8 protein-coding genes are annotated in these 11,452 nt (G+C 72.5%); 2 read left to right on the plus strand and 6 right to left on the minus strand.

Annotation, left to right across the window (positions count from 1 at the left end; genetic code table 11):
• Positions 1-367: 367 nt before the first annotated feature.
• The 3 genes from ITI46_RS18445 to ITI46_RS18455 all read right to left on the minus strand — a co-directional run bounded on the left by ITI46_RS18445 (position 368) and on the right by ITI46_RS18455 (position 8,015).
• Positions 368-5,284, minus strand: coding sequence for a DNA repair ATPase (locus ITI46_RS18445; protein WP_209240745.1), 4,917 nt, complete (start codon positions 5,282-5,284; stop codon positions 368-370).
• Positions 5,285-5,422: 138 nt separating this feature from the next.
• A complete protein-coding gene (locus ITI46_RS18450) occupies positions 5,423-7,315 on the minus strand; it encodes an SPFH domain-containing protein (RefSeq protein ID WP_247746187.1) in 1,893 nt (630 codons plus the stop codon).
• 85 nt (positions 7,316-7,400) lie between these two features.
• Positions 7,401-8,015: a hypothetical protein gene (locus ITI46_RS18455; protein ID WP_209240746.1), complete on the minus strand. Its 615-nt coding sequence runs from the start codon at positions 8,013-8,015 to the stop codon at positions 7,401-7,403.
• 251 nt (positions 8,016-8,266) lie between these two features.
• Here ITI46_RS18455 and ITI46_RS18460 point away from each other — a divergent pair, with 251 nt between their 5' ends.
• Together ITI46_RS18460 and ITI46_RS18465 are read left to right on the plus strand one after the other, a co-directional pair.
• On the plus strand, positions 8,267-9,337 hold the full coding sequence (locus ITI46_RS18460) for a PucR family transcriptional regulator (RefSeq protein ID WP_209240747.1): 1,071 nt from the start codon (positions 8,267-8,269) through the stop codon (positions 9,335-9,337).
• A 20-nt stretch (positions 9,338-9,357) separates the two neighbouring features.
• Positions 9,358-9,777 carry a pyridoxamine 5'-phosphate oxidase family protein gene (locus ITI46_RS18465; protein ID WP_209240748.1) on the plus strand — a complete coding sequence of 140 codons (420 nt, stop codon included), beginning with the start codon at positions 9,358-9,360 and terminating at the stop codon, positions 9,775-9,777.
• 30 nt (positions 9,778-9,807) lie between these two features.
• Here ITI46_RS18465 and crcB (ITI46_RS18470) read toward each other — a convergent pair whose 3' ends face one another.
• From crcB (ITI46_RS18470) to crcB (ITI46_RS18480), 3 genes are read right to left on the minus strand one after another with little or no spacing between them, the layout of a single operon-like run.
• The gene (gene crcB / locus ITI46_RS18470) at positions 9,808-10,182 is read right to left on the minus strand and encodes a fluoride efflux transporter CrcB (RefSeq protein WP_209240749.1); all 375 of its coding nucleotides are present in this window, start codon (positions 10,180-10,182) and stop codon (positions 9,808-9,810) included.
• Positions 10,179-10,595, minus strand: a complete 417-nt coding sequence (locus tag ITI46_RS18475) for a DUF190 domain-containing protein (RefSeq protein WP_247746188.1) — start codon at positions 10,593-10,595, stop codon at positions 10,179-10,181. The genes crcB (ITI46_RS18470) and ITI46_RS18475 overlap by 4 nt, the downstream gene beginning before the upstream one ends.
• A complete protein-coding gene (gene crcB, locus ITI46_RS18480) occupies positions 10,592-11,050 on the minus strand; it encodes a fluoride efflux transporter CrcB (RefSeq protein WP_307808225.1) in 459 nt (152 codons plus the stop codon). Before crcB (ITI46_RS18480) ends, ITI46_RS18475 begins: the two co-directional genes overlap by 4 nt.
• Positions 11,051-11,452 lie beyond the last annotated feature (402 nt).

The raw sequence follows: 11,452 nt of genomic DNA on the forward strand, positions 1-11,452 counted from the left end.
CGCAAGCCCGGACTCGCCTCCTGGTTCCAGCAGTGGGCAGGCATTGAGGAGGAGGAGATCGACCACCTGGTCGCGGCCCGACTAGCCCGGCAGCGGCTCTTCCGGGACCGGCCCCACACGGCATTCAGCTTCACATCGAGCAGTGTCTTGTGGAGCGCGGGGTCGGTGGGGACGCGGTGACCAAGCACCTCATCGACCACCTGCTGGAGGTCGGACGGCTCCATCGCTATGACAAGCTCCGTTCGCAGGCCCTGGACGGTGAAGCGCGACCAGCCCTGACCCAGCCCACCCCCTGAAATCGTCACCCCCTGAGCCGGTGACGTTCTCAGAGGGGTGGGCGGGGAGCCGGCCCGCCCGGGGCGCGTCGTCATCCGGTGGCGCGGGTGATGGCCGTCTCCACGGCGGCGACCCGCTCCGCGAGCAGGCCGAGGGCGGCGACGGCGCGGGCCACGGGGTCCGTTTCCGTGTCGCCGAGTGCCTGGGTGCGGACGTAGGCGCGCTTGATGTCCGACCAGCGGGCGGCTCCCTCGGGCGTGAGCGCGCCGCGCAGTTCGGCGAGCTTCAGCAAGTTGGCCTCGGCGTCGCCGGTGAGGGTCTGCGCCTCGGCGGTGTAGTGGTCCTCGATGGCGGCGGCCAGTTCCGTATCGTTCATGACGCCCCGCACCCGCTGCACGATCTTGTTCATGGTGCGGTAGGAGCCCTGCAGCCGGAACGGCGGCTCGGTGCGGCTCGCATCGGTCTGCCCGGCGGAGGCGATATAGGCGCGGTTGACCGCCAGCACCGTCTCGCGGACCGTCAGCACATGGCGGAGGACCGCGAGGATCTGCTCCAGCTCGGCGGGCGGGCAGGGGTAGGACAGTTGGTCGGCACGCACCGCGGACTCGCCCTGTGCCAAGGCGACCAGCACATCCAAATCCGCAGCCGGCCTGGCGGCCAGCGGTGCCAGCACCGGGTGGGAGGTCAGCGCGTTCTCGACGAAGCTGAGGGCGAAGGCGTCGTGCTTGCCGGTCAGCACCTCGCCCAGATTCCATACGTCAGCGCGGTTGGCCAGCATGTCTGGCACTCGGAAGAGGGTGCCCGACTCGGTGTAGGGGTTGCCCGCCATACAGACGGCGAACCGCTTGCCGCGCAAGTCGTAGGTGTGCGGCTCGCCGTCCCATACGCCTTCGACGCGCCGGGTGCCGTCGCACAGCGGGATGAACTTCTCCAGGAACTGCGGGGAGGTGTGCTGGATGTCGTCCACGTACAGCAGCGTGTTGTTGCCCGCCTTCAGCGCGAAGTTGACCTTCTCGACCTCCTGCCGCGCGGTGGCGTCGGGCGCCTGGGCGGGGTCGAGGGAGGTGGTCGCCGCGCCGAGTGCGGGGCCGTTCACCTTGACGAGCAGCAGGCCGAGCCGCTCGGCCACGTACTCCAGCAGCGTCGTCTTGCCGTATCCCGGCGGGGAGAGCAGGAGCAGCAATCCGCCGAGCGCCCCGGCTCCGGCGTCGGTGCCCAGCTGTTTGGCCAGATTCTCGCCGATCAGCGGCAGCCACACCTCGTCCATGAGCCGTCCGCGCACGAAGCCGGGCAGTGCGCGCGGCCGGTAGTCGTCCAGGCGCAGCCGCGCACGCTCCTCGGCGACCAGTTGTGCCCGGCGGCGCTGGTGTGCACGGAAGGCGGGTACGGCATCGGCGCGGAACGCGGCGGTCCTGGCCAGGAACTCGTCCAGCCGGAGGGTGAGTTCACCGTTACTGATCCGCGGATGCGCGCCGAGCAGCCCGCCCACGGTACGGGTCAGCGGTGCGTCCGCGGCGTGGCGCTCCAGCCGGGGGCACAGCTGCGCCGCGACGGCCTCGGCCAGGTCACCGGCGGTGACACCGGCGCCGGTCGAGCGCGCGAAGGAGGCCAGCCAGGCGGTGGCCAGCTGGTGCCGTGCGGCGAGTGAGCCGAGCGCCGCGAGATCGGCCTCGTACACGGCGTAGGCGTCCGCGTCCGCGTCGGCGTCCGCGTCGGCGTCGGCATGCGCGCCGGCGCCGACGGTGTGGCGGAACTTCTCCAGCAGCGTGCGGGCTTCGGCGCCGAGTACGAACCCGGCCGGTGTGGTGGTCAGCTCCTCGAGCAGGTATGCGGCAGCGGCCGGCGGCACCGAACCTGCGGTCTCCTCCACGAGGCCCGCGGCCTCGGACTCGGCGATGGCCGCAGCCAGTTCACCGGCGAGCCGCGCACTGCCCTCCACCGGGCCGAAGGTCTCCCCCGCGCGCGCCAGCGACACCGCGCGCCGGGTCCAGGCGGCGCGCTGCTCCGGCGAAGTGCCGTGCGCCCAGAACAGCTGTGCGGCGGCACGCGCGCCCGGCGGGTGGCGGAGGGTCCCGGCCCCGGTCACCAGCGGCAGCAGCGCCCGCAGGATCAGGGTGGCGTCGTGGTCGTGCACGCCGCGCTCGTAGCCCTCGTCGTAGGCGTCCCGCGCGGCGTCCCGTACCAGCGCGGCCAGGTCCTCGGTCTCCTCCAGCGCGTGCGGCCCGTGCTCGTCCAGCAGCCGGGCGGCCAGGTGTTCGGCGCGGTAGACCTCGCGGGACTCGGAGGGCAGCAGCTGCTCGCCCAGGGCTCGCTGTGCGAGAAGTCCGGGGTCGGTGACCGGGACCCGGTAGTCGGTGCCGGTCAGGGCCAGCGACAGCCCGCCGCCGTCCCCGTCCGGCACCAGCGTGAGGTCGAGCGGCTGGGTGTTGACGGCGAAGCGGTGCCGCCCCAGGCACAGCACGCTGCCGCCGTCCTCGTACAGCTCGCCGCGGTCGCGCAGAGCGCGGGCCGCCTCCTGGCGGGCGGCCGTCAGCCGGTCCTCCAGTTCCTGTGCCCTGGCGGACTCGCCGAGTTCGCGCAGCGAGGCGGCGGTGCGCCGCACGGTGCCGGTCATCGGGTCGGAGGTGAAGAACGCCGCCAGTGCCTCGCTGTCGGGCAGTTCACCGGCGCGGCGCACGAGCGTGGCCAGGGCGCGCTCCGCTGAGGTGACGAGCTGTTCGACGCGGCGGGCCCGCGCCTGGGCCAGCGACTGCTTGCGTGCTGCGAACGCGTCGTTGATCTCGGCGCGCTTGGTGTCCAGGTCGGTGAGGAAGTCCGGGTGCTCGGCGAACCGCCGCTGAAGGTCCTCCGCCTTGGCCAGCAGCCGGGAGTGCTGGGTGTCGCACTGCGCCGGGGTGCCGGCGGCGGTCAGCGCGGCGGTCAGCGACTGTCCGAGCAGCGCGAACTCGGCGGCGAACTCGGCCTTGGACTCATCGGCGAGCAGCGCACGACGCCGGGCCTCCAGTGTGGCCCGGGCCCGGTTGAGGCCGCCGGCCACCTCGGTGACGCGCTCCAGCACGGCGGTCCGCACGGTGGCGTCGCCCGCCTCCAGACCGCCGATCACCTCGCTGACGGTGCGCAGGCCCGCGTCCAGCTCGCTGATCCGGCCGGCGACGGGCTCGGCCTCCGCGGCCGTGGCCAGCTCATGCGCCTCGGCGACCAGCTCCTCGATGTCCTGGTGGTAGCCGGCGAACGCGCCCTCGTCCCCGAGGTGTTCGAGGGCGCGCAGCCCGAAGTCGGCCAGCTCGCGCTCCGCCTCGGCCGCCAGTTCGGACGCGCGTGCCGTATCGGCGTACCGCATCTCCGCACAGCCGAGCAGCTTCCCCTGGGCCGTACGCAGCTCGGTCAGCCCCTCGGCCCATGCGGCGGCAGAGCGTGGCACCTCGCCGCGCAGCCGCCGTACGGCGGAGGCCAGCCGTGCGGCTGCCTCCTCCAGCGATGCGGCGGCCTGCCGGTTGAGCTCGCGTACGGTCTCGAACTCGGTCAGCACCTGCGCCGCCGTGCCGCGTACCTCCTCCAGCGGGGTGCGCAGGTCGCCGGTCTCCTGGTCGCCGAGCCACGGGTAGCTGTCGGCGGTGCGCTCGCATGCGGCGAGGAGGGCTCGATAGCTCTCGGTGGTCGGCTCGGTGTGTGCCGGCGCCGCGCTGCGGGCCACGGCCAGGCAGGCGGAAATGCCGCCGACCAGCTCCCGGTTCCCGATCCGGCCCAGCGGCCCGGCGTCCGCCTGGGCGCCAGCATCCACAACCTCGGACAGATACGGCGACGCCCACCGCTGCACCGTGTGCACCCGCGCGGGCTCCCCCGTATCGCCGCCCTCCGCACGCAGCACCGCCAGCGTGCCGTCCCCGAGAAGGGCGTGCCCCTTGCACACCAGTGGCGGGGCGAACTCCTGCCGCATGGTGTTGTACGACAACAGCAGGTCCCGCCCGCCCTCCTGGGGTGCGTGGAAGGCGAACAGCACGTCCTCGCCGTTGGGTGCCCGCACGGCGCCCTCGAAGCGGAAGCCGGTGGCATCGACCGCGTCGAAGGTCTTCCACTCGCCCGAGGTCAGGTAGTAGCCCCCCGGAAAGACCAGACCGCCCTCGCCCGGCAGCCTGCGGCAGGCCGAGCCGATCCCGTCCAGCCTGACCACCTGCCTGGTCAAGGTGTTGACGACCAGATAACGCCGCTGCTCCTCCTTGTACGGCCGGACGCGCAGCAGCACCAGCGGCCCGACGCGGGCGTGCGCGACCTCGGCGTCCGCGAGCGACTGCAGCGGATCGGTGACGGGCTCGCTGTAGAGTCCGGCACCGCTCTCGGTGTCGTTCTCCTCCTTGACGGTGAGCAGTCCGCCCACCGTGGAGACATACACCCCGTCCTCGATACGGATGTGCGGGTGCCGCCCCGATACGTGGTCCTCGCGGCCCGCCTCCGTCCACTCCAGCTCCTGCGCGGCGGGGAAGGTGTGGTCCCGCTCGCCACGTGCGTCCAGAAAGCGGGCGCTGCTGCCGTCCTGCGCGAGGGACCAGCGCAGTACGCGGATGTCGGCGGGCGACTCGCCGGTCTGGAAGACGGCCAGCAGCTTGCCCTCCACCGGGCGCAGCCGCAGCAGTCTGGCCTGCCGGTAGTAGCGGTGCAGCGCGGCGAACTCGCGCTGGAAGTCCGCGTCGTCCAGCAGCCCCGGCACCGCGTCGGCCGGCAGCGGGTTCAGCTCCCGGTCGTGCAGGGCCAGCACATCGGCCGGACGGATCTCCCCCTCCGCCGGCGCCGGCACGGCGTGGTGGCCGAACAGCAGCCGCTCGCCCACCGCGACGATGTCGCGGGGCAGGCTCGGCCGCACGGTGTGCAGCCTCGCCGTGTCCTTCAGCTCCAGCCGCTGCGACCCGAATTGCCCGGTGCGGAGCCCGTTGAGCCCCTCGGCCCTACGGGCGAGCTCCGCCGCCTGCGCGGCAAGCCGATCGCGCAGCACCTCGTAAGTGCCGGTGTCCATTGCTGACTCCTCGGATCTTCGTACTCGTCAAGGGGGGAGGGAGAGCGCGCCCCGTCAGGGGCGCGGGGAACTGCGCGACAAGCCACAACGAACCCGCAGACCGCAGCGGCGACGCAGGGGCACCCCCTCTCCGGAATGTCAGCTCTGCGGGGCACCGTTCTTCATCAGCTTGGCCATCAACGCTGAGGCGCTCAGATTCTGAACGTCCCCCGAGGACAAGGAACTCAGCACCTTCGTCAGGTCACCGGCGAAGTCCCCGGTGCCGTCCAGCCACGGCCCGGCGAGGGCCTGCACCGTGCGCGAGTTCTCGGCGAAGCCGTCCACGCTCTTGCCGAGCGAGACCGCCGAGACCAGCCGGTCGAAGAAGACGGACTCACCCCCGACGATGTCGATGTCCGCGCTCTCCAGTCCCTTGGCCAGCACCGTGGCCTGCGCCTCGGCGAGGTGCCGCTGGGCCTCCAGCCCGGCGAGCCGCACGTCCTTGTCGGCCTCCAGCCGCAGCCGGTACTCCTCGTGCTCACGGGACGCCTCGTCCAGCGCCGCCATGGCCGCCGCCTTCTCCGTCAGCCCCTCGGCCTCCGCCAGCGCCTTGAGGCGTGCGGCCTCCGCCTCGGCCCGCCCGGCCTTCTCGATGACCTCGGCCTCCTTGTCCCGCACCTGCGCCTGCGCGAGGCCGGGTGCCGCGGTCTCCGCCTGAATGCCTTCCGCGAGCCGCGCCTTGGCCTTGGCGTCCAGGTCGGCCGCCTTCAACCGGGCCTCGGAGAGGGTGAGTTCCTCGGCGGCCTTGTGGGTGGCGGCCTGCTCAGCGGCCTCGGCCGCCTTGATGTCCTTGACCAGCTTCTCCTGCGCCTCGGCCTCGGCGGCGATGATGACGGCCTGCCGCTCGCGCTCGGCCTCCTCGACCGCGCGGAGCTTCTTGATGGACTCCTCCTGCTCGGCGACGGTCCGGTCGACGGCGACCCGCTCCCTGATCACCTCGGCGATGTCCCGCTTCTCCGCCTCGACTTCCTTCTCCGCCGAGATGCGGGTCAGCTCCGTCTCGCGGTCGCGGGCGATGACCTCCAGCAGCCGGTCCTTCTCGATGCGCTCGTTCTCGATGGCGATGACCCGCTCGCGGTTCTTCTGCGCGACGGCGATCTCGCGGTTCTGGTTCTCGCGCTGTACGCCGAGCTGTTCCTCGGTGCGCAGGAACGCCGCCTGGGCGCGCAGCCGCTCCTCCTCCACCACCCGCGCGGTCTCGGCCTCCTCGCGGGCCCGTACGGTCTCGATCTCGCGCCTCTGCTTGATCTCGGCGTCCGCCTGCCGCCGCTCCAGCTCCAGGATCGCCTCGCGCGCGTCCACGTTCTGCCGGGTGATCTCCTTCTCCTCGCCGCGCTGGAACTCATTGGTGCGCACATGCTCGGCGGCGGTCAGCTCGGTGATCTTGCGGATGCCCTGTGCGTCCAGGACGTTGTTCCCGTCCAGCTGGGCCAGCGGCGTCTGCTCCAGGTAGTCGATGGCCGCGTCCTCGAGGCTGTAGCCGTTCAGATCGGTGCCGATGACCTGGATGATGCGGTCGCGCAGCTCGTCCCGCTTGGTGTAGAGGTCGGCGAAGTCGAGCTGCTTGCCGACGGTCTTGAGCGCCTCGGAGAACTTGGCGTTGAACAGCTCCTGGAGCGTGCCCTTGTCGCTCGCCCGCTCGGTGCCGATGGCCTGCGCGACCTTGATGACGTCCTCGACGGTCTTGTTGACGCGGACGAAGAACGAGATCCGGATGTCGGCGCGGATGTTGTCCTTGCAGATCAACCCGTCCCTGCCGGTGCGGGAGATGTCGATCGTCTTCACCGAGATGTCCATGACCTCGGCCTTGTGCAGAACGGGCAGCACGACCTGTCCGGTGAAGGTCACATCGACCTTCCGCATCTTGGAGACGATCAGCGCCCGGCCCTGTTCCACCTTGCGGAACAGCCGCGAGACGACCAGGAGCGCGGCGAGCGCGATCAGCAGGACGACGGCGACGAGCACACCGATGCCCAGGGAAAAGGTATTCATAGGACGGCCTTTGCGAAGTGCGTAGGGAAGTGTGCAGGTGCATGCGGCGGGGCGGGGCAGCCGGCTGAGGCCGCTGCCGGGCCGGTCAGCCGCGCAATCGGAGCGGGTCGAGCGCCGCGTCGTAGGGCGCCACCCAGAAGAACTCGCCCGCGTCGTCGTAGTCGTACAGCAGCCCGGTGCTGCCGAGCGTCAGCCGGTCGCCTCCCAGCTGCCGCACCTGGACGAGCGCGCTGGAGCCGTCCTCTGCGGTGACCTCGGCCTGGCCGAAGTGCTCGTCCACCCGCCGGGTGCGGACGGTGCAGGTCAGACCGACGAAGTCGCGCCGCGAGCGGCCGCTCTCCGCGGGCAGGAGCCGCGCGGCCCCGCGTGCCGCGGCCCGGCCGAGCGGCCAGGCGGCCAGTGGCGCGGCGACCAGCAACCCGGCTGAGGCCGCTGCCTGTTGCCCCGGCGTGAGCCCGGCCCGCTCCAGCAGCGCCCCGCCGGTCAGGCTCAGCAGCCAGGCGACCGCGGTCAGCAGCGAGAGCCCGACGGCGGCGGGCAGCCCGCCCAGTCCCAGGAGTTGGGCGCCGGACGGTCCGTCGAACCCGTCCGGGTCCACGGCGCCGAAGGCGGCGAGGAGCCAGCAGAAGACGATCACGAGGAGTGCGGCGGAAAACACGACGGAGGGGAAAGCCATGGCGGCTCGTACAAAAGCTTCCATGGCCGGCCCCTCCGTCGTCCCCCGTTGCCTCGGTGCCGCAACCTGCCGGTGTACGGCACCCCCTGCCGGTGTGCGGCACCGAGGCTCCCCCGGTTCCCCCCGGTTTCCCCCTGTTGTGCCCCCTCGAGAAGCATTCTGCTGGCCACGCGCCCTCGGACGCATTGCCGGAACCCGGCAGAGTTCTCTAGGGTCTGCGTGCCGGGCGGCGTCAAGGAACCGTCAGCAGAGCATCAGGGGAACGGGAGATACGGGTGAGTGGCGCTGCGCACATACCGGAGGAGTTTCTGGACGGGTACGTCGCTCTGCTGAGCGAGGTCTGCGCGACCGGGCGCCGTCTGAAGCGGGACGAGCTGGAGGTCAGGCGGGAGTTGGGGGAGCGCGCGGCCGACGCCGGGTTCGGGCTGCGCGAGCTGGTCGGGGCCCATCTGACGGCCGCCCGTACCGCCTGGCCGTCCCTGCCGGGCGACCCCGACAGCCTGCTGGCGGTGATGCATCAGGTGGTGGACGCGGTGGCCGAGGGGTACGAACGGGCCCAGCGGCAGGCGGTACGTCAGGAGGAGGCCACCCGGCGGGAGTTCATCGACGACCTGCTGCACGGGCGCAGCGACCTGGGCCGGCTGGCGGAGCGTGCCGAGCGGTTCGGACTGCGGCTCTCGCACACCCACGCGGTGGCCGTCGCGCACGGCCCGGCCGCCTATGACGAGGGGCACCATGTGGCGCGGCGGGTGGAGCGGGCGCTGATCGCCCGCTTCCACGACCGCGGCATCCTGCTGACCACCAAGGACGGCCGGATGCTGTGCGTCGCGCCGGGCGACCAGCCGGAGGTGCTCGCCTACTTCGCCAAGCAGTGCTACGCGGCGATGGACGGCGGTCAGGTGGCGATCGGACGCGTTCAGCCGGGTCCTGGCGGCGTGGTGCAGTCGTACGAGGAAGCCGTGAGCGTCCTCGATCTGGGCGAGCGGCTGGAGCTGAGCGAACCGGTGCTGTACGCCGCGGATCTGCTCGTCTATCCGGTGCTGACCCGCGACCGGCAGGCCATGGCCGACCTGGTGCAGGCGACGCTGGGCCCGCTCACAGCGGCGCGCGGCGGGGCCGAGCCGCTGCTGGAGACGCTCACGGCCTACTTCGACTCCGGCTGCGTGGCGGCCGAGGCGGCCAGGCGGCTCTCGCTGAGCGTGCGCGCCTTCACCTACCGGCTGGAGCGCATCCACCAGCTGACCGGGGCCAGCCCCACCGACCCCGCGCACCGCTACATGCTGCAGACGGCGGTGATCGGCGCCCGGCTGCTCGGCTGGCCCGGCACACCGCTGGGCACGGGATGACGGCCGGTAACGTTCCCTGCATGAGCACACAGACCTCCCCCTCGGCCGCCTCCGAGGAGCCCGGTTTCTGGGAGGAGCGCCGCATCTGCTTCCTCACCACACCGCGCCCGGACGGCACCACGCACCTGGTGCCCGTCGGGGTCACCTACGACCCGGGGACGCGGATCGCGCGGGTCATCAGCAGCCGGTCCAGCAAGAAGGTGCGCAATGTGCTGGCGGCCGGGCCCGGCGGGGTCCGGGTCGCGGTCAGCCAGGCGGAGGGGCGGCGCTGGTGCACGCTGGAGGGCACCGCAGTGGTCCGCGACGACGCCGAGTCGGTGGCGGACGCCGAGGAGCGGTACGCCCGGCGCTACAAGCCGCCCAGGCCCAACCCGCAGCGCGTCGTCATCGAGATCGCCGTCACCCGTGCGATGGGCACCGCGAAGCCCCCGGGCTGGTGACCGCCCCCGGACCCGCCTCCGGGGCCCCGGTCACCCCCACGCCGCCCGGGCCACCGTGACGCCCACGTACGCGGCGCCCACCCCGGCCGCCAGGCTCGCGGCCATATTGAGCAGCGCGTACCGGCCCGCCCCCTGTTCGGCGAGCCGCAGCGTCTCGTACGAGAAGGTCGAATAGGTGCTCAGCGCCCCGCACAGCCCGGTGCCCAGCAGCAGTTGGACGGACGAGGAAGCGGCCCCCGCAAGCGCCGCGCCGGTGAGCAGGCCCAGCAGCAGAGAGGCGGTGACGTTCACCAGGAACGTTCCCCAGGGGAAGAGCGCGTCGTGCCGGGACTGGACGGCACGGTCGGTCAGATAGCGCAGCGGCGCACCGACAGCGGCTCCGCAGATCACGAACAGCCAGTTCACGCGCCGCCCTCACCGCCGCCCGCACCGCCGTCCGCGCGGTCCTCTCCCCCGGTGTCGCGGGCCGGGAAGCGGACGGCCTCCACCTCGTCCAGCAGCACCAGGCCCTCGCGGGTGATCTCCTCCAGTTCGGGGAGGAAGGCCCGGATGCGGGCGGCCTCGTCCACGATGACGACCGCCACCGGCAGGTCCTCGCTCAGCGAGAGCAGCCGGGTGGTGTGTACCAGGGACGAGGCGCCGAAGCCCTCGACACCGCGGAAGACGCTGGCGCCGGCCAGTCCGGCGGCGTGCGCCCGGTGCACGATCTCGGCGTAGGCGGGGCGGTGGTGGAACTGGTCGTTCTCGCCGAGCAGCACTGTCAGCCGCAGCATCGCCGCGCCCCGCGGTCCGGCAGGTCCGGGTGCCGTTTCCGTCATCGCCGCCTCCCTGAGATCAGCCGGCGGGTGACCGCCGCCGTGCACCAGACCGCCGAGACCGCGCCCAGCGGCGTCAGCGCGAGGTAGCCGAGCGCGGTGCCGGGCTCGTGGGCGTCCAGCAGCTGCTGGATGTCCACCGCGTACGTCGAGAAGGTGGTGAAGCCGCCCAGCACCCCGGTGCCGAAGAACGGCCGGACCAGCCGGTGAGCTGCCCAGACGTCGCTGATCAGCACCATGAACACCCCGATGACGGCGCACCCGGCCACATTCACCACCAGGGTGGCCCAGGGGAAGGCTCCGTGCGGGGTGGGCCACAGCAGCGCGGCGCCGTAGCGGGCGCAGGCCCCCAGAGCGCCGCCGAGGGCGACCACCGCGACGACCGGGCCCTGGCCGCGCAGCACCACGGGCGCTCGCGGCGCGGGCCGCGCCGGCCGTGCTCGCGGGGGCCGCGACACCTTCTCCACTGCTGTCTCCTACTCGCCGGGCGCCCACAGGCGCACGCCATCGCAAGCAGGGACCGTTGGCGGCACCGTTGCCACGGTTCGGGTACGGCGAGTCCCACCGCCGTGCGGGACCCGGCGGGGCGCCGCGCCCCCAGATTAACGCCCGCCCCAAGGGCCCCGCACCCGGGCCGGGGCCGATCGAGATGTTCGACCCTCTTGCGCGTGTTCGAAAATCTGGCAGGCTCCCCTCGTCCCATGCCAACACGGGGCGCACTCGGGGCAGTTGACACCGGGCGTGTCCCCGTGCCATCGAGAGGACCCCCCATGCGTGCTCTTCGCGCTCCTCTGGCCGCCTCCCTCGGCACCGCAGCGCTGCTGGTGCTGTCCGGGCAGGCACCGGCCACGGCAATGCCC

Origin of the sequence: Streptomyces oryzae (assembly GCF_017676365.1) — a bacterium.
Classification (GTDB): Bacteria; Actinomycetota; Actinomycetes; order Streptomycetales; family Streptomycetaceae; genus Streptomyces; species Streptomyces oryzae.